Origin of the sequence: Commensalibacter sp. B14384M2 (assembly GCF_016101865.1) — a bacterium.
Lineage (GTDB): Bacteria > Pseudomonadota > Alphaproteobacteria > Acetobacterales > Acetobacteraceae > Commensalibacter > Commensalibacter melissae.
Genome location: NZ_JACFPS010000001.1, coordinates 683,514 through 701,366 on the forward strand (window position 1 = coordinate 683,514; position 17,853 = coordinate 701,366).

Here is a 17,853-nt window from a genome sequence, read left to right on the forward strand (position 1 = left end):
ATGAATTCGGTATTAAAAATTTCAGCATCAGGACCAGGTGAAGCCGCTATTACCGTAATAAGTAAGGCAGATTTGAAGGGACAGAATTTTAATATTACGTTTCCACAATTTCCCTCAATTCCTGTTCAAAAGGTTATACGTCAGGAACAACAAGGAAATGATCTAGTTTTATTTATTGAAGCTGACCGTTTATGTGATTTACTGGAGGCGGGGAGCCCATGCCAGATCAAGGTTCCGGAACTGGATCTTGTCCAAACCGTAATCTGGCCTCCCATTATCGGCAAACGAAGTGTTTCCAGAAAAGTTGTTGAAAATAAAAAAATAGATGATGTCAGCAGTCCCGGGAAAGAGAAAGAAAATTTAGAAATAGTTAATAAAATAAATGGGCAACAAGAAGAACCCACTGTTTCCCTGGATCAATCGGGAGCTGAACCGGATATAGAAACTGTTGTAATGGATACTGAAAATAATCGAGTTAATCAGAATGAAAACAAACCTGATTTACCGGTTATAAATCCAGAGATACAAAAGAAACGCTCCGTTTTTCCACAGAAAGAGGATTTATTGAATAGTGAAAATCTGCATGGAGAATCAAACAAGACCAGAAGCAAACTACCCTGGATAATTTTAGGATCAGGTTTGGGTCTTTTGTCGTTATTCAGCATTGGAACAGGAATTTATATAAAAAAACATCATGTTCCCAATAAAAATCCTTCTGTTAAGGAAAAAACTTTAGAAAACAAACCTGTAATAAAACAGAGTAATGATAAAAAGAATAATGATGATGGAAAACAATCTGAAAATTCCCAGAAGCAATCTTTTCCTGAATCAACCAAATCCAATTCCCAAAACAAGGCGGAAAATTTGGAAGTAATGCCATTACAGGATGTTCTTAGCAAAGCACCCAGCACATTGGCTATTACTAAAGAGGGGGAAAGGCGGTTAGAAAATAAGCAGGCTGATGATGGAATTTTGTTACTGGAAAATGCAGCATCCAAGGGGGAAAGTGAAGCAATGGTCAAGTTGGGTTTACTTTACAGTCCTGTAAATTTCAAGGTGGATGGTCCCATTCCCAGTCCTGATATGCGTGAAGCGGCACGATATTTCCAGATGGCTGCCCAAAAAGGCTCTCGAGAAGTTGTTGCCCCACGTCAGGCATTGTACGACTGGTTAAGTAAAAAAGCTGAAACTGGGGATGAAATGGCTCGTCTTACGTTAAAGGATTTTTGGCAGTGAGAAAAATTCTGAATAAATCATTAATTCTTTCGCTATTGTATTTTTCAGCAATAGAAAGTTCCTCAGTTATTTTTGCTGATCCTGCTGTTTCCCCATCCTCCACACCATTGCTTATGGAAGGAAAACATAATCTTTATCAAAAAATCATAACTAGACCTGGTGTTGTCTTATCAGATTCACCCTCAAATCAGAATGCGAAACCGATTGAGGGCTTCAAGGTTTTTTATGTTTATAAACGTCAGAAAGATATACAGGGAAATGAAGATTGGTTGCAGGTTGGAAGCGATACCCAGGGTCATATTGTAGGCTGGGTGCCAGCTGATAAAGTAATTAACTGGGCGCATACAATGGTTGGTGCCTTTACCAATCCGGCTGGACGCGAGCGTTCATTGTTCATGAAAAATGAGCAGGATGAAAAACAGATATTGCTGGATCAATCTGGTGGGGATAAAGCCAAGGAATTAGCAAAAAATGCGCTGGCCGGTAATCCTGGTCCGGTGATAGCCATGGAACCTGAAACATATGTAGATATCACTCATAATTTCTATTTGCTGCCAATTCTTGATGCCCAGCAGATAGATCGTCCAAGTGGTCCTCCATTACGTTTGCTTCATGTCGTTTCCGCTCCGTCACAAAAAAGCAACCCTGATTCATCGCCAGCGAATTTGAGGAATTTCAAGGCCAGTTTGGTGTTTGTTATGGATACGACTGTAAGTATGGAACCCTATATTGAACAAACTCAGGCAGCGGTTAAATCATTGATTAATTCAATAAAAAATACAGCGGTTAAAAATAATTTTCGTTTTGGATTGGTTGCCTTTCGGGACAGTTTAAAAGATAATCCGTCACTGGAATATGAAACAAAGGTTTTTGCAAGACCTGATTTCAAGCAACCTGTGGATAGTGTTAACAATGCCATAGCTTCTGTTCATGATGCAAAAGTTTCGTCAAAATCTTTTGACGAGGATGCTATCGCTGGAATTAAAACCGCACTTGATGAAATTGACTGGAATCAATCAGCTGGTAAATATATTATTCTGGTGACGGATGCAGGTGCAAGGGAGGCAAATGATCCTCACAGTATAACTAAACTGGGAATTGAAGAAATCAAACAGCTTGCTGAATCAAAAGGTGTTGCTGTATTTGTTGTTCATTTATTAACGCCTGCAGGTCAGAAAGTCAATAATCATACCAGGGCCACAAGCCAATATAGAAAGCTAAGTCAGTTTGGTACGGCTGGATCCTTATATTTTCCTGTTAGGGGGGGGACACCAGAGGCTTTTTCAGAAGTGATTCAGACCCTCACAATGGCATTATTGCAACAGGTGGCGGATACAACAGGTAGACCTATAGCAGGATTGAATCCGTCAAAGAAAAATGCTCAATCTAAAAAAGCAGAGGATCAAATCAAAGTTGTCAGCCAGGCTATGCGTCTTGCCTATATGGGTAAGGAGGAAAATACTTCCGTTCCTGATGTGATTTCAAGTTATACAACAGATCGGGATTTGACTAATCCAGTTAAAAAGGCCATTGAAGTACGTGTTCTCTTAACCAAAAACCAGTTGTCAGATTTAGCCCAATCCTTACAGATCATCTTGAAAACAGGATTAGCGGGAAGAACCGAACCACAGACGTTTTTTACCCAACTTCGTTCAGCCTTTGCAACAGCAGCCCGTGATCCGCAAAAAATTTCCCAATCTAAAAATATTGGCGGATTACTGGGAGAATATTTGCAAGGTTTACCTTATAAGTCGGATATCATGAACATTTCGGAACAGGATTGGCTGGCAATGGGAGCAATTGCGCAAAGAACAGTTCTGAATAATGTTGAAAGCCGTTTACGACTTTATCAGGAATATGAGTCTCATCCTGATCTTTGGGTACAGTTAACTGGAAGCAAAGATCCTGGTGAAGCGGTTTATCCTGTTCCCTTGGAAGCCTTGCCTTGATGAGAGAATTTTCGGGAAATCCCTTTATTTTTCTTGATAATGTTGCATATGAATTTTCTGACGGTATCAAAATCAATATTGATCATGCAGAAATTAAACATGGTGATCGTATACTCATTTCTGGTCCTTCAGGATGTGGTAAAAGTACGATATTGGGAATGTTATCCTTATCCTTGAAACCGACAAAAGGACGTAATTTCTATTTTGAACAAAATAATATTTTAAAATTATGGAATAATTACAGGCAGGATCAATTGGCTCATTTAAGGTCAGCATATTTTGGTTTTGTTCCGCAAACAGCGGGTCTAATTCCTTTTATAACTGTAAAGGAAAATATAACTCTACCCTTATCGATTATTGGAAAAAAGAACAAAATCTGGTTTGATCAGTTGATTACCTTTCTTGAAATTGGACCAATTTTATTTAAAAAGCCATGTCAGGTATCTGTTGGCCAGCGTCAAAGGGTGGCTGTTGCAAGAGCATTAATCAATAGGCCCATGATTGTTTTGGCGGATGAACCCACGGCTTCTGTTCATCCCACTCTAGCCGACGAAATTTTACATTTATTGGTTGAGACAGTAACAGAGGCTGGATCCGTTTTAATCATGACCTCACATGATGTTAAAAGGGCGTTACAATATGGTTTAAAGGAGATGGCGTGTTATATTGACAATGAAACGAAAATAACTCGGTTACGGATCCATGCATAAAAATCTGCATTTATTTTTATCCGCTAAACTTGCCTGGAAAGACTTGAAAAATGAACCAATTTTATCATTATGCCATATTCTGGGCATTGTCGCGGTTTTGGCCCCTTTAATTGTCATTGCCGGATTAAGAAGTGGTGTATTAACCAGTATTAGGCAATCATTGCTTGAAGATCCTCATGTCAGGGAAATAGTCACAATATCCAATCGTAGTTTTTCCCTTGGTGATATAAAGAACATTAATTCAAATAACGATATTGCATTTATCATGCCTCGAACCCGTACATTGGCAGCAAGTTTGTTTATGGAAAATATGGCTGACAAGAATAATGGTGATGGCAGGCATATCATGTTAGTACCTTCAGCCAAAGGTGACCCCTTGTTAGGTAATATTTCTGCTTTTATACAAGAAAATGATGAAATTTTTTTATCAGCCTCAGCGGCCAGCTATTTGCATATTCATGAGGGAGACCAAGTAAATGCCATTCTTGAAAGAATATTTCATAATACTAAACAGCAAGTAAATTTTCCTTTGAAAGTCGTATCTGTATTGCCACCCTCCGTTACAGATAAGGATTGCGCCTTTGTATCCTTGTCATTGGCTGTTGCAGTGGAAACCTATCAGGATGGTATTGAAAACTGGCCCGTTCAAGTTAATAATTTCAAAATACCGCCAAATATCGTGTATTCTGGTTTCCGGTTATATGCCAAAAATTTGACTGATGTGCCAAAATTAGACAGGAATCTACGTAATAACAATATAGATATCATATCAAGAGCAGGAGATGTTTCTGGATTATTATCGTTAACACAACACTTGCAATATCTTTTCATCTTAATTGCGTCATTAGGAGGGGGCGGTTTATGTATTTCATTGGGATCTGGCCTTTGGGCAAATACCGAACGTAAACACAGATCTCTGGCTTTATTGCGCTATTCTGGGTTTTGTTCATTGGATTTAATTTTTTTTCCACTTTTTCAATCTTTTATTCTTGCATTTTGCGGTCTGGCGATCTCGTTCGTTGCCGCGATAGGAGCAGGAGAACTGATCAATCATTTATTTAAAAATATTCTACCACAAAATCATGTTTTATTTTTGTTGAATAAGGAATTGATTTTGGCAACTATCTGTTTAACCTTTGGGGCAAGTTTAATAATCAGTTTTTTATCGGGAAAGAGAGCAGCCAAAATACAGCCATGGGAAGGGGTAATTGCTTTATGAAACAAATTGTTTTGATTATTGGACTTGGTATTGGATTTTTTCCTACTATTTCAAAAGCAATAAACGCATCATGGCCAAGTAAATTTATAGATATCCATCCAATGAAGGATGATTTTGTCTTGCCATTGCCTTGTGGAGGTAAAATGGTTTTTCGTAAGGTTGAAGTGCCGACAGAAGGTGGAGTTTTGGATGATTTACCAATTCAGATAGGACAATCTGAAACCCAGCAAGGTTATAGCGATTATATAAGGCAAGCGCAGCTTGCAGCACCATTTTCTAGCGGGGTGAATGGAAGTAATTTCTATTATATTGGGAAATATGACGTTACAAGAAATCAATATGATGCCATTCTAGATCAGGATTCATGCAAACAACCCGATCAGTCAGGACAGAAAGCAGTCAATAATATTTCATGGTTTGAGGCTGAAAATTTTGCGGAAAAATGGTCTGTTTGGCTATTGCAACATGCTAAAAATTCATTGCCAAAACGTGGTAATAAATATGGTTATATCCGTTTACCTACAGAAGCGGAATGGTATTATGCTGCTCAGGGAGGCAACAAGGTTAGCGGAACGGATTTTCTTGCACCAACATGGCCAATGCCAGAAGGAATTGAAGAATATGTTATGTCTGGATCGGAACTGGCAAATGGTCAGGTTCAAACGGTAGGTAGCATGAAACCAAATCCTTTGGGGTTATATGATATGTTGGGAGAAGTGGGTCAAATGATGCAGGATTATTATCATTTGAATCGTGTGGGACGTCAGCATGGACTAACAGGTGGAATAATTGTAAAAGGTGGAAATTATACATTTAATCCATCGGATCTCAATACGGCATTACGTGAGGAGATCCCTTTATATGATCAAAATACCAATCAACCGACACATCTCGCAACCATGGGTTTTAGAGTTGTTATTTCCGCACCTACATTGGGTAGCCTGCAAGAAACCAATCAGGCTTCATCTGAGTTTGATCAATTATTACAAAAATCCCAAAAAATGACAGCCAATACGCATCAGCTGATTGATAAGCTGAAGAAACAGACAACAGAGGCATCCTTAAAGGCCGGACTTGAACAGATATCAACACAACTGGATCAGGATGCCAGAGCTCGTAATGATTTCTTGGCGGCAACCATGCGTGCCCAAATTGAAGCGGCATCCGCTCTGGCACTAAATATTTGGGAGAATCAACATACAATATTGATTTTGGAAAAGGAATTATCGCTTTTGAATATGTTGAGCCAAAAACAAAAAAACGATATAAAATCAAACATTATCAATCATAAACAAATCTTAAATAATTCAATTGACGGGTATTTGGAAACTATCCGTAAAATAGCAGATTCATCATCGATTATTGATAGAAAAAAACAATTCACCATGATTGAAACAGCATATAAAGCTAGAAAACTCAATAATCTGGCATTTTTTGCCAATCGAATACAGGTATTGCTCTCTTTACCAAAAAGTAAGTGGACAAATGTATATGTTCTGCAAGATATGAAAAATATTCAGTCTAATCAGGCAAGAGATTCTGTGAACATCAATAATAAAAACAATAATTGAAGTCCATAAACTTACTGTTACAGACTTCGAAAGAGAATCATGAGACAATATAGATTTGATCTCTTAGTCAGGATTTTTTTATTTTTTTAATGCATTTTCAATATAATCCAATCTCGATTGAAATGGATCAGTTTCAAAATTGATACCGGTTGTTGAAAAATTGAGTAATTTATCAGGATGAATTTTAAATTCGGAAAATTCCGATAATCCGTCTACTTTAGGTTTTGAATATTTTGCAAAATTGACCCAATATTTTTTTATTGCTTCTGACATGGCATTATCTTGAGGTGTCAAGGATGAGTAGACTTTGTTCAACGTTCCAAAAACATAGGGTAATTCTGATGCATGTGGTGCCCCATAGGAAGTATAAGGACGGGCCGAACTGGTAATATAGGAAAAACGATAGCGATAGACAGGAACATTTTTACTGGCAATTTGTTGTGTCAATAACCGGGTCGGTTCAAGAATTTGAATATCGGCCATAAATTGATGCAAAATTCTGGTTTCGGATAGTTTTCCATCCGGATTATAAATTTTATTGAGATCCTTTATATTCATTCCCAGCTTTTCTGCCAAATCTTTCAAACCGGATTGGTTAATCATAAAACCATCACCACTCGTATCACCGATTAATGTAGGAACAGGGTAAAAATCACCTTTTTCAAAAGCACTATCAAGGGATTGCTTCAACATGATACCATCAATAACCAATCCTGAAAAATAGTCAGGTTGTAGATCATCTAAATTCAATTTATCGACAATGGTTTCAGCAGGTAGCTTACGTAAATTTTCCAAAGCATATTCATCGTTTTGGATATTATTTTTTTTTGCGAAATTTAGGCCTGTTTTTTCTGCGTCATCAATGGTTCTGGGTGGGAAAAAGCGTGAATGCCCTGTTCCAGATTGAATAATGGCCTTATTAAATAAACCTTTTGCCTCTGAAATGGTCATTAGGGATATAATTGAGGCGCCGCCGGCAGATTCGCCAAATAAGGTGATATTATCGCTATCCCCCCCAAAAGAGGAAATATTTTTCTGTACCCATTGTAAAGCTGCAATTTGGTCCATAATTCCATAGTTTGCCCATTTGTTCTCCTCATTTTCTTGCTGCAAGTCCGGACGTGCAAAAAAACCAAAACGTCCAAGTCTATAATTGAAAGTGACAACTATAACCCCTTCATTTGCCATTGAACTGCCATCGAAGATTTCCTGATTACTTCCGCCGGACACAAAACCACCGCCATGAATCCAGACCATTACAGGATATTTTTTTTGGGTTTCGTTTTTTCCAAAAAAGGATTTTGGCATCCAGATATTAAGATATAAACAATCCTCGCTTGTTATAGGAAAGGTTTCTTTCTTATCCCATCGATTGGGATACTGACTGCAATTTGGTCCATATTCAGTGGTTGTTTTGATTCCCTGCCAAGGCTGAACAGGCTGTGGGGGAAACCACCTGAATGAACGAACAGGAGGCGTGGCATATGGAATCCCTTTGAAAATAGCTAGTTGGTTATCAAAATATCCCTGAAGTTTTCCTTGATTATTTAATTCAATAAAAGGATGTGATGTTGATGCTGAAGTCATTGTAATAAGTGCCAAAGATAATAAAAATGTGAAAAAAAATTGAAATATTACTTTTTTTAAAAAAGGGTATTCATACATGCGTATTGTACTTTTATATGAAATGAACAAATCTGAATGTTTATAGGTCAGTTAACTCAAATAGTATAAATAAATATCTCTTTTATGATATAATTATCACCTTACAACAATTATCGTGATTCCAAAATTTATTAAAGGATTGGATCATGAACCCATTTGGTTTAGATTTTTTGTATTTAATAAAATATTAAGGTAACGTATGTCCAGATCCTATTTTACTAAAATTATTATTGGCTGTTCCTGTTTTTCATTAATGGCATGTACACCTGCCTATAATCCAAATCTATCTCCCGAACAAAATCGACAAATGCAAAGAAATTCCCAATTCAATCAAACGCTTGGGACAGGAGCATTGAGCGGTGCAGCTCTTGGGGCTTTGGTGGGAGGTTTGGCTGGTCATGGTAAGGGGGCTTTGATTGGTTCATTAAGTGGAGCGGCATTGGGAACCGGTGCTGGATATGCTGTTGCACATCGTACAGAAAATCAGCAGTTACAGGAAGATCAATTAAACAAACAAATTGCCGCCGCTCATCAGATAGCCTTGAATGCAAGTAATGACGCGCAACAGGCATCGCTGCAGGTTACTCAGTTACAGAGACAACTGGCAAACCTTAATAAACAGATAGCGTCAAAAAAAATTACTGTTAGACAATATAAACAACAATTATCTCATTTTAATAATCAAAAAGCCCAATTAAACAATAAGATAAATTATTATTCTAAACAAAGTGAACAAATGCACCAATACGCTCAGATAGCTCATGATAATCGTTTTGAGCAGGAAGCACAATCAACAGATGCAGCAGTTAGCCGTTTAAAATATGCCGAGAATATTTTAGTGAATGGCATGAACAATCAACCTGCAGGTTGATTAAAATAAATTTTCAAAAGGATTTATTAATGAAATTCTATCAATTTATCATACCCTTAACTTCATTCATGATATTGACAAACTGTTCCAATCCTCAAAGTTGTGATCCTGATAAAACAAATTTTTTTAGCGGATTGGGATGTTCCGTTGGTAGTGGTTATAATAAACGCTCCCAGAATTTGAATAATCAATTGCAATATGAACAGCAAAATGCGGTAAATCAGCAACAAAATGCGGCTCAGGCTCATTCACAATCCATTGAATTGCAGTCCAGGTTAGAACAAAGACGCAATCAATTGACTCAAATAGATAATCAGGCTTGGGCTGTACGGAAAAAATTGCAGGATGCTCGAGCGAATCATAGTTTGACGCAACAGCAGTTAAATCAGAAACAAAAATTGCTCGATAATTACAATGCAAGAAGATCCAGGGTAAATGATGATCCTTCACAAAAGGATCTAAATGCTCTGTCAGCAATCTTGGGTAAAATGTAATGAATAATTAGGTAGCTTTCCTAAATTTATGAAATATTGTAAAGGATGAGATCCAGCAGAGTATAAATATACTGATAATTATGAAACCTGCTGACCCAAGATTTTCTTGTAATTCTTGAACTTGATCCCAAAAAAATCCGGAAAGCTTGAATTTTTCCTGTAACAACCCTAGAATTTCAATTCCACCAATGACAGTCGCGATAAAGATTGAAAGGCCAGTCATGGTTAGATTATACCATAATTTCCTTAGTGGTTCTTTAAATGCCCAATTATAGGCACCTGTCATAACAATACTGTCTGTAGTGTCAATCAAGGTCATTCCGCAAGTAAATAAAAGCGGAAAAACCATAATATCCCACGTGGCCATGCCTTTAGCTGCCTGTATGGCGGCAATTCCCAATAAACCGATCTCGGTTGCGGTATCGAATCCCAAACCGAAAAGAAAACCCAATGGTAACATATGCCATTCCTTGGACACCATGCGAAAGGCGGGTTTTAAAATTCTCGATAAAAATCCTCTTGAAGCGAGTATATTATCCATATCCTCGATTGAATAGGATTTATTTGCACGAAAATCTTTGAATATTTTCCAAATTTTCAAAAATATAAAAAAATTGATAAATGCTATGATCAACAAGAAACTGCCGGATACCAAAGTCGCTAGGGTGCCACCAATTAATTGGAATTCATCAATTTGTGTTTTGAACCGATTGGCAAAAACTGCAACGAGCAGACAAAAAAGAATAACTATACTTGAATGACCAAGAGCAAACCATAATCCAGTGGCAAGGGAAGGTTTTTTATGTTGGGTAAATTGTCTGACAACATTATCAATGGCAGCAATGTGGTCTGCATCCACTGCATGACGTAAACCGAATACCCAAGCCAAAAATGCTGTGTTGAGAAGAAGTGGTGATTGGTAAAATGATTTCAGCGCCCAAATCCATGCAAGTATATTTGCAAGTATCAAGAAAAAATAAATGGAAATGACTGATTTTATCGGACGTTTAGGAGAAATTCGCATCAAAATCCTTGAGATATACATTAAAGCCCCTTTTATTAAAGTAATTTAACCTTAAATAAAAGGGGCATTAAGATTCAGATTTTAATTTTTTTTACACCGTAAAAGCGAGAGAGCGGCAAAGATACCAACGCCATCAAGAGCGAGATCCTGTTTTCTTTTATGTTTCAGACCTGCAGCAAACATGCATGTTGCAGCTGCCAATAGGGTAAGAGCGCCCAATTTAGAGGTTTTTTTGCATAAAAGCATTGATGCCCCAGCAACTTCAAGGCCACCAACTATTTTCATATTGGTTTGAGACCAATTCATTTCAGAAAATCTTTTTTCTTGGATGCTAGCGCCTAAAACCTTGCTTGTTCCACATGCAGCAAATCCCAAACCAACAAGGGTTTTAAAGATTTTTTTGCAACATTTAGCCATAATTATAATCTCCTAAATATGAATATTTTGTAAATAAGTGTAACAATTACCATTCCAAGAAATTAAGTAAATAAATTTGAAATGAACTTATTTAAAACTGTAAATATATTTTACAAAATGCCTGTAAGAAAATCTATATAAATCGAAGATTATGATAAATTAAGCTACAGCTTGTTTTAATGCCGCCGTAATTTCTTTTGTCGTTACATTACCTCCCAGGTCACGGGTTCTGATTTTATCCTCGACAACAACCTTATGAATTGCCTTATCAATTCTTTTTGCAAGATCATCACGTTTAACATGTTTCAGCATTAAGGCTGCGGCTCTCAACACAGCGATAGGATTGGCGCAGTTTTTACCTGCTATATCTGGAGCGGAACCATGAACAGCCTCAAACATTGCCGCTTTTTCACCGATATTAGCGCCTGGTGCAAGACCCAGTCCACCTGTTAAACCTGATGTCAGGTCTGATAGAATATCCCCGAAGAGATTGGTTGTAACGATTACATCGTAGGTTTCGGGTTTTATAACCAGTTCCATCGAACAGGCATCAACAATACGTTCCTCACAGGCAATTTTGCCTTCGTATTCCTTGGCAACCTTGCGACCCTCTTCAAGAAACAGACCGCATAATTCTTTAAGAATATTGGCCTTGTGAACAAGTGTAACCTTTTTACGATTGTTTTGCACTGCATAATCAAAGGCAAATTTAACAATTCTCCGGCATTCTTTACGTGAGGTGTAACCTGCACATGTAGCGATAGCTTTCAGATCATTATCAACAGGGATATGATTTTCCATGGCGGCATAAAAACCTTCGAGATTTTCACGTACTACAACAATGTCAATATTATCAAATCTGCCACCCTTAATAAGAGTTTTGGTGGGACGAACATTTGCATAAAGTCCGAATTCCCTGCGCAGGGTAACATTGATTGAACGGTAACCTTTACCTACAGGTGTTGTCAGGGGTCCTTTCAATACCAGGCCAGTTTTGTGAATACTCTCGATTGTTGACTGAGGTAATGGATCGCCTGATGCATCCACGCCAGCCATGCCCGCAAGTTGTCTGTCCCATTTGAATGGTGCCTGAATGGCATCGAGAATTTCGATAGTTGCACCAACAATTTCGGGACCTATTCCATCGCCTGGGATAAGGGTGGCTGGAATTAGAGATAGATTTGACATGATTGTACCTTTGAATGATTCTAAATAAAAATTAAATCTATGTTAATTTCATATATTTTTTATCATCGATCTCGGGGTTAATAAAGGCATCAACTATCAAATGAACGTGCACATTTTCATGAGCCATGTTTGCTCGTTTTTATTCAGATGAGGATAGATCAAATCGGTAATTTGTTTATGATAATTGTTTAACCAATTTTTTTCCTGTGGGGTTAACAAAGTTGAATTTATGATTTTCCAGTCAAAAGGGACAAGCGTTAAGGGTTTAAATTTCAAAAAGTTATCATAAGGGGCCTTGCAAACAAGTAAAAGGTTTTCAAGACGGATACCATGATGTCCAGCAAGATAGTATCCTGGTTCATTGGAAAGAATCATTCCTTCTTTTAGGGAAATAGGAAAGGGTTGTGATGATATTCGACAGGGACCTTCATGTACGGAAAGATAACTTCCCACACCATGACCAGTTCCGTGATCATAATTCAAACCGTTCTGCCATAAAGCGTAACGTGCCAATACGTCAAGTTGACTCCCTGTTGTTCCAATTGGAAAAATGGCTGATGAAAGTGCGATATGGCCTTTTAGAACCATTGTTGCCTGTTCACGAATTGAGGAGGGGGCAAAATTTTTTCCCATCCAAATGGTGCGGGTGATATCTGTGGTTCCGTCTTTGTACTGCCCGCCACTGTCAATAAGGTAAAGCTGATTTTTCCTTATAATCGAGTGGTTTGTTTTTGTTGCTTGGTAATGGACAATCGCGCCGTTGGAACCGATGGCAGAGATTGCGGGAAAACTCTCCTCTTTGTAAAATTTTCCCCCGGTTTCTATTCTGAACTGGTTGAGTTTTTCTGCCACTACAGTTTCGGATTTATCAATACCATGTTTCTCAAGCCAGAATAAAAAACGGCACATTGCAATACCGTCCCTGATATGGGCATTTATGGCACCTTTTTGTTCAACTTGATTTTTGCATGACTTGGGCAACAGAATGGGATTTGTACGATAATGAATTGATATTTCTTGTTTTTCTAGAAGTTGAATAAATCCTATCGGTGTCTGATTTCTATCCAATCCTATGACAAAAGATGTGATTTTTCTTAAATCTGAATATATATCATTTCGTGAACATAATTTTACAGTGTGACCGAGAAAATCTGACAGTGTTTCGGAATATTGTTCCTGATCTGCATATAAACATACATGATCTCTATATAAAATTGCAAAAACAAGCGGGATAGGGCTATATGGAACATCGGAACCACGAATATTAAGAAGCCAGCATATAGAGGCTGGATCACAAAATATAAATGCATCTTCATTGTTGAAAAGTAGTTCTTTTTGCAATTTTTCGATTTTATTATGATGCGATAAACCAGAAAATTCCAGAGGATGAGGTTCAATAGGTTGATTAGGATAGCCTGGTTGATCCAGCCAAATTGTGTCTATTGGATTATCAGTGATTGGAACAAGTATTATTTTATTATTTTGTAGTGATTCCAAGTTTTTTTGACTCATTAATCTTGGGTCATATCCTAATTTTAATTTTTGCAGATGATTGTGATCTAAGATCCATGCAAGAGGTGATTTATGGGAAATATGGTGATATTCCCATAATTCTTGGTCAAGCTGCTGTTGCATTTGAAGAATATAGCGTCCATCTGAAAATACAGCAGCATTATCCGGTAATACAATAGCCATGCCTGCACTTCCCGTAAATCCAGTCAACCACGCAAGGCGTTCGGCATAAGGAGCGACATATTCATTGAGAAATTCATCCCCGCGATTGATTATAAATCCGTCAAGATGATCTTTTTTTAGTATGGAACGTAGCGAAGACAGTTTTTCTGTATGTTGCATAAGATGATTTTATTCAAGGTTATTAATGATCTTAATTTATTATTTTGTACATGAACAATAGATCCAGCCATTTTTCAAATTTTATTCCTGTTTGCGGTAAGATACCTGCATGTTTGAATCCGAACCATTCATGTAATCGTATCGAGGCCTGGTTATTGGCGGTTATGGCAGCGACCATGACATGCACATTATTTTGGGAGGCATAATTCACAAGATGCTTCATCAGTTTTTTGCCAAGTCCTTGACCCTGGGCTTCCGGAATCAGATAAACCGAATGCTCAACAGTATGTTTATACCCGTCATAGGCCCTGAAATGTCCATATGTGGCAAAACCGAGGATTTTTTGCTGTTCATTGACGGCAACAAAAATCGGGAATCCCTCTTTTTCATGGTTTTCGAACCATACTAGCTGTTCATCATAGGTGCGGACTTTTGTCATCCAGAAAGCCGTTCCATAAATAATCTCTCGATTAACGATCTGGAGGATACTGTTAAGATCCGTAATTAATGCATGGCGGATTTGAATCATTTTTCTCTCGGTTTTTTAAGAATTAATGTCGCCCAATGTCCCTGTGTAACTTTGTCTTCAAGCTTCAGACCCTGTTTTTGATGTGCGGACAATACCATTGCTGTTTGGGATACAAGTAGACCCGATAATATTGCTATACCTTCAGGTTGTAAATTTCTGGCTAGATTTCTGGCCATTTTACATAAGGGACGTGCAAGAATATTGGCAAAAACAAGATCATATGGGGCTTGCTTTCGAATTGAAGGTGTCAGCCAACCATTACCAACCTCACAATGGACGAAATTCCCCAGTTTGTTTCTTTTAACATTTTCTCGGGCAGCTCGAACGGACCATGGTTCAATATCAACAGCCAGAACCTTTTTGTGGAATAAGGCAGCTGCAGCCATTGCCAAAATTCCTGAACCACATCCAAGATCAAGAATTTTACGAGGATTTTTATAAGCGATCTTTTCAAGGGCAATTAGACATCCACGAGTTGAACCATGTTCACCAGATCCAAAAGCCACACCTGCATCAAGGGTTAAAACAACACGTGAAGAAGAGATTGGATCGTTCAAATGCGTGCCACGAATAATGAACATATTACCCACTTTTTGTGCAGGAAAAGATTCATAGGTTTTTGCAAGCCATCCTTCTGTTTCAGTGGAATGTTTTTGGATTTCTGGAAAGAACTGGGTAAGGCCGCCTGCTAACGTAATTGCATTGTTAAGCTCTTTATCTCCATAGCCTGTATCCTTGATTCCCTCCAATCGCCAAAGATTCTTGTCTTCATTTTCCTCAAATATCCCTACGGTCGGGCAAACCGTGTTCAGGGCCTGTTCAAATATTTCAATATGTTTTTCTGGAACAATTAGTGAAATGGTTTCAAGCGCATTGGCATGCCGTTTAGTTTTTAATGTCATGATGTTTCCGTCACAAAGCTGTCTATAACGTTTTTAATTCCGGTTTTATCGAAATTGATTTCAAGTTTATTCTGTTCAGTCTTTAATACAGTTCCATAACCGAATTTTTGATGAAACACACGGGCACCTACAGGAATATTTTTTGATTTTGGCAAATTTTGACGTTGTTTATTCGGTGTAAAAATATTTCCAAAAGAAATGGTGTCTCGGGTTCCTTTCTGTTTTTTTCCAAAATTCAAATTATCAAAATAATTTGGATTACTATTGTTTCTATTGATTCTGATTGACGGATTTACAATAAACTGGCTGGGTAATTCTTCAATGAAACGGCTGGGAATTGCTGATTGCCAGTTTCCATAAATCTGGCGGTTTGCGGCATAGGATATCACCAGATTTCGCCTGGCACGGGTAATGCCAACATAGGCCAAACGTCTTTCCTCTTCCAAGCCATTCAATCCATTTTCATCAAGTGTGCGTTGTGAGGGAAAAAGGCCTTCCTCCCATCCCGGCAAAAAAACAGTATCAAATTCAAGGCCCTTGGCGGCGTGAAGTGTCATTAAATTGACCTTGTCATCTCCACTCAGTTCATCATTATCCATTATAAGAGAGATATGTTCCAAGAATTCATTCAAAGATTGAAACTCGGACATCGCCCGGAAAAGTTCCCTGATGTTTTCAAGTCTGCCTTCTGATTCAACAGAATTGTTTTGCTGCCACATCTCAATATAGCCGCACTGATGAATCAGGTTATCAATCGCCTTTAGATGACCATCTTTTTCACTCGTGGATCTTGCCATTTCAAGTTGAAGCATCAGTTGATTCAGTTCACTCGCTACCTTACCCCTGATTATTTCCTGATTTAATGCTTGCTGTGCTGCCATCGTTAGGGAAATATTGGACTCTCGGGAAAGCAGATGCAATTTCTGAAGGGCGGCTTTGCCAATCCCGCGTTTCGGAACATTAATGATTCTTTCAAATGCCAAATCATCTGACGGCTGGGCGACAATACGCATGTAAGCGATGACATCGCGTATTTCAGCACGTTCGTAAAACCTTACCCCGCTAATGATTTTATAGGGTATTCCCAATTTAATCATGCATTCCTCAAAAGGACGGGTTTGGGAACTGGTACGCATCAGGATTGCCATATCGCCAAAATGTTGTTTCTTTTTGTGAAAATCAATAATATTTTTACAAATGATTCTTGCCTCTTCATCGGAATCATAGGTTGAGAGAATTTTAACTTTTTCTCCTTCAACGGTGGCATTGGCAGCGTGAAGAGTTTTTCCCAATCGCTGCGAGTTAAATGATATCAAGCCTGACGCAGCACCAAGGATAGAGGAGGTTGAACGATAATTATTTTCCAAACGGATAATTTTAGCCCCTGGAAAATCCCTTTCAAATCTCAAAATATTGGTTATATCTGCCCCACGCCAGGAATAAATGGATTGATCGTCATCTCCCACACAGCAAATATTGGCTTCTTGTCCATTTTTTTGGGCTAATAATTTTAACCACAAATATTGTATCATATTGGTGTCTTGATATTCATCAACCATAATATACGTAAAATAACGCTGATATTTTTCCAAGATATGTTGATGCTGGCTAAAAATATTAAACATGTGCAGCATAAGATCGCCAAAATCACATGCGTTAATTTCCCGCAGGCGTTTTTGATAATGGGCATAAATTGTCTTGATTAGGGAATTTCCGGATTTATTTATTTCATCATTAGGCAAATTATCCGGTGAGTAACCCTTGTCTTTCCAGAACTGGATTGTACCAAGAATTAACTGTGGGGATACTCTTTTTGTGTCGATTGAATAAGCGGGGGTAATTTGCTTGATTAGGCGTAATTGATCATCTGTGTCCAGAATGGTGAAATTAGAGGTTAATCCGACAAGTGTAGCATTTTGCCTTAACATCCTTGCACATATTTTATGAAAACTTCCCAACCATAATCCCTCGACTGGCTTATTTATAAGGCTGGCAATTCTTTCGCTCATTTCTCTTGAAGCTTTATTGGTAAAAGTCACCGCTAAAATCTGATTGGGATACGCTTTTCCTGAAAGGAGAATATGGGCAAAACGTGATGTTAAAACACGAGTTTTACCGGTTCCGGCACCAGCCAGCACTAGAATAGGACCTTCTGTTGTTTCAACAGCTTTTTTTTGCGTTTCGTTAAGTTGGCTTAGATATTGGGTCATTACGCTTTACAGGA

General features: G+C 38.0%; 15 protein-coding genes. 7 read left to right on the plus strand and 8 right to left on the minus strand.

Going from position 1 to position 17,853, the window contains the following annotated elements; translation table 11 throughout:
- Genes H3R33_RS03220 through H3R33_RS03240 form a run of 5 tightly spaced genes read left to right on the plus strand, consistent with a single transcriptional unit; the run spans window position 1 to window position 6,685 of the window.
- Window positions 1-1,236, plus strand: a complete 1,236-nt coding sequence (locus tag H3R33_RS03220; protein WP_198185284.1) for a sel1 repeat family protein — start codon at window positions 1-3, stop codon at window positions 1,234-1,236.
- Window positions 1,233-3,185, plus strand: coding sequence for a vWA domain-containing protein (locus H3R33_RS03225; RefSeq protein ID WP_347401042.1), 1,953 nt, complete (start codon window positions 1,233-1,235; stop codon window positions 3,183-3,185). The genes H3R33_RS03220 and H3R33_RS03225 overlap by 4 nt, the downstream gene beginning before the upstream one ends.
- Window positions 3,185-3,895: an ABC transporter ATP-binding protein gene (locus H3R33_RS03230; protein ID WP_198185285.1), complete on the plus strand. Its 711-nt coding sequence runs from the start codon at window positions 3,185-3,187 to the stop codon at window positions 3,893-3,895. The genes H3R33_RS03225 and H3R33_RS03230 overlap by 1 nt, the downstream gene beginning before the upstream one ends.
- The gene (locus H3R33_RS03235) at window positions 3,888-5,114 is read left to right on the plus strand and encodes an ABC transporter permease (RefSeq protein ID WP_198185286.1); all 1,227 of its coding nucleotides are present in this window, start codon (window positions 3,888-3,890) and stop codon (window positions 5,112-5,114) included. The genes H3R33_RS03230 and H3R33_RS03235 overlap by 8 nt, the downstream gene beginning before the upstream one ends.
- Window positions 5,111-6,685, plus strand: coding sequence for an SUMF1/EgtB/PvdO family nonheme iron enzyme (locus tag H3R33_RS03240; RefSeq protein ID WP_198185287.1), 1,575 nt, complete (start codon window positions 5,111-5,113; stop codon window positions 6,683-6,685). The genes H3R33_RS03235 and H3R33_RS03240 overlap by 4 nt, the downstream gene beginning before the upstream one ends.
- Before the next feature lie 78 nt (window positions 6,686-6,763).
- Here the strand turns inward: H3R33_RS03240 and H3R33_RS03245 are convergent, their stop codons facing one another.
- Window positions 6,764-8,272 carry a carboxylesterase/lipase family protein gene (locus H3R33_RS03245; protein ID WP_198185288.1) on the minus strand — a complete coding sequence of 503 codons (1,509 nt, stop codon included), beginning with the start codon at window positions 8,270-8,272 and terminating at the stop codon, window positions 6,764-6,766.
- 277 nt (window positions 8,273-8,549) lie between these two features.
- Here H3R33_RS03245 and H3R33_RS03250 point away from each other — a divergent pair, with 277 nt between their 5' ends.
- Window positions 8,550-9,221 (plus strand): glycine zipper domain-containing protein, encoded by a 672-nt coding sequence (locus H3R33_RS03250; protein WP_232342197.1) that lies wholly within the window; start codon window positions 8,550-8,552, stop codon window positions 9,219-9,221.
- A gap of 29 nt (window positions 9,222-9,250) precedes the next feature.
- The gene (locus H3R33_RS03255; RefSeq protein WP_198185289.1) at window positions 9,251-9,715 is read left to right on the plus strand and encodes a hypothetical protein; all 465 of its coding nucleotides are present in this window, start codon (window positions 9,251-9,253) and stop codon (window positions 9,713-9,715) included.
- 7 nt (window positions 9,716-9,722) lie between these two features.
- On the opposite strand, the gene H3R33_RS03260 is transcribed toward H3R33_RS03255, so the two are convergent.
- From H3R33_RS03260 to H3R33_RS03290, 7 genes are all read right to left on the minus strand, one after another.
- Window positions 9,723-10,739 carry a HoxN/HupN/NixA family nickel/cobalt transporter gene (locus H3R33_RS03260; protein ID WP_198185290.1) on the minus strand — a complete coding sequence of 339 codons (1,017 nt, stop codon included), beginning with the start codon at window positions 10,737-10,739 and terminating at the stop codon, window positions 9,723-9,725.
- Window positions 10,740-10,820: 81 nt separating this feature from the next.
- Window positions 10,821-11,156 (minus strand): DoxX family protein, encoded by a 336-nt coding sequence (locus tag H3R33_RS03265; RefSeq protein ID WP_110438064.1) that lies wholly within the window; start codon window positions 11,154-11,156, stop codon window positions 10,821-10,823.
- Between the two features lie 159 nt (window positions 11,157-11,315).
- Window positions 11,316-12,344, minus strand: coding sequence for an isocitrate/isopropylmalate dehydrogenase family protein (locus H3R33_RS03270; protein WP_198185291.1), 1,029 nt, complete (start codon window positions 12,342-12,344; stop codon window positions 11,316-11,318).
- A gap of 96 nt (window positions 12,345-12,440) precedes the next feature.
- A complete protein-coding gene (locus tag H3R33_RS03275; RefSeq protein ID WP_198185292.1) occupies window positions 12,441-14,198 on the minus strand; it encodes an aminopeptidase P family protein in 1,758 nt (585 codons plus the stop codon).
- A 31-nt stretch (window positions 14,199-14,229) separates the two neighbouring features.
- On the minus strand, window positions 14,230-14,727 hold the full coding sequence (locus H3R33_RS03280; RefSeq protein ID WP_110438061.1) for a GNAT family N-acetyltransferase: 498 nt from the start codon (window positions 14,725-14,727) through the stop codon (window positions 14,230-14,232).
- Window positions 14,724-15,629: a 50S ribosomal protein L11 methyltransferase gene (locus tag H3R33_RS03285; RefSeq protein ID WP_198185293.1), complete on the minus strand. Its 906-nt coding sequence runs from the start codon at window positions 15,627-15,629 to the stop codon at window positions 14,724-14,726. The genes H3R33_RS03280 and H3R33_RS03285 overlap by 4 nt, the downstream gene beginning before the upstream one ends.
- The gene (locus H3R33_RS03290) at window positions 15,626-17,839 is read right to left on the minus strand and encodes an ATP-dependent helicase (protein WP_198185294.1); all 2,214 of its coding nucleotides are present in this window, start codon (window positions 17,837-17,839) and stop codon (window positions 15,626-15,628) included. The genes H3R33_RS03285 and H3R33_RS03290 overlap by 4 nt, the downstream gene beginning before the upstream one ends.
- Window positions 17,840-17,853: the final 14 nt, after the last annotated feature.

Excerpts from the sequence above, each read along its gene's own strand:
- H3R33_RS03285 (WP_198185293.1), bottom strand. The coding sequence starts at position 15,629 with ATGACATTAAAAACTAAACGGCATGCCAATGCGCTTGAAACCATTTCA.
- H3R33_RS03245 (WP_198185288.1), bottom strand. The coding sequence starts at position 8,272 with ATGACTTCAGCATCAACATCACATCCTTTTATTGAATTAAATAATCAA.
- H3R33_RS03220 (WP_198185284.1), top strand. The coding sequence starts at position 1 with ATGAATTCGGTATTAAAAATTTCAGCATCAGGACCAGGTGAAGCCGCT.
- H3R33_RS03270 (WP_198185291.1), bottom strand. The coding sequence starts at position 12,344 with ATGTCAAATCTATCTCTAATTCCAGCCACCCTTATCCCAGGCGATGGA.
- H3R33_RS03230 (WP_198185285.1), top strand. The coding sequence starts at position 3,185 with ATGAGAGAATTTTCGGGAAATCCCTTTATTTTTCTTGATAATGTTGCA.
- H3R33_RS03235 (WP_198185286.1), top strand. The coding sequence starts at position 3,888 with ATGCATAAAAATCTGCATTTATTTTTATCCGCTAAACTTGCCTGGAAA.
- H3R33_RS03255 (WP_198185289.1), top strand. The coding sequence starts at position 9,251 with ATGAAATTCTATCAATTTATCATACCCTTAACTTCATTCATGATATTG.
- H3R33_RS03290 (WP_198185294.1), bottom strand. The coding sequence starts at position 17,839 with ATGACCCAATATCTAAGCCAACTTAACGAAACGCAAAAAAAAGCTGTT.
- H3R33_RS03240 (WP_198185287.1), top strand. The coding sequence starts at position 5,111 with ATGAAACAAATTGTTTTGATTATTGGACTTGGTATTGGATTTTTTCCT.
- H3R33_RS03265 (WP_110438064.1), bottom strand. The coding sequence starts at position 11,156 with ATGGCTAAATGTTGCAAAAAAATCTTTAAAACCCTTGTTGGTTTGGGA.
- H3R33_RS03250 (WP_232342197.1), top strand. The coding sequence starts at position 8,550 with ATGTCCAGATCCTATTTTACTAAAATTATTATTGGCTGTTCCTGTTTT.
- H3R33_RS03280 (WP_110438061.1), bottom strand. The coding sequence starts at position 14,727 with ATGATTCAAATCCGCCATGCATTAATTACGGATCTTAACAGTATCCTC.
- H3R33_RS03260 (WP_198185290.1), bottom strand. The coding sequence starts at position 10,739 with ATGCGAATTTCTCCTAAACGTCCGATAAAATCAGTCATTTCCATTTAT.
- H3R33_RS03275 (WP_198185292.1), bottom strand. The coding sequence starts at position 14,198 with ATGCAACATACAGAAAAACTGTCTTCGCTACGTTCCATACTAAAAAAA.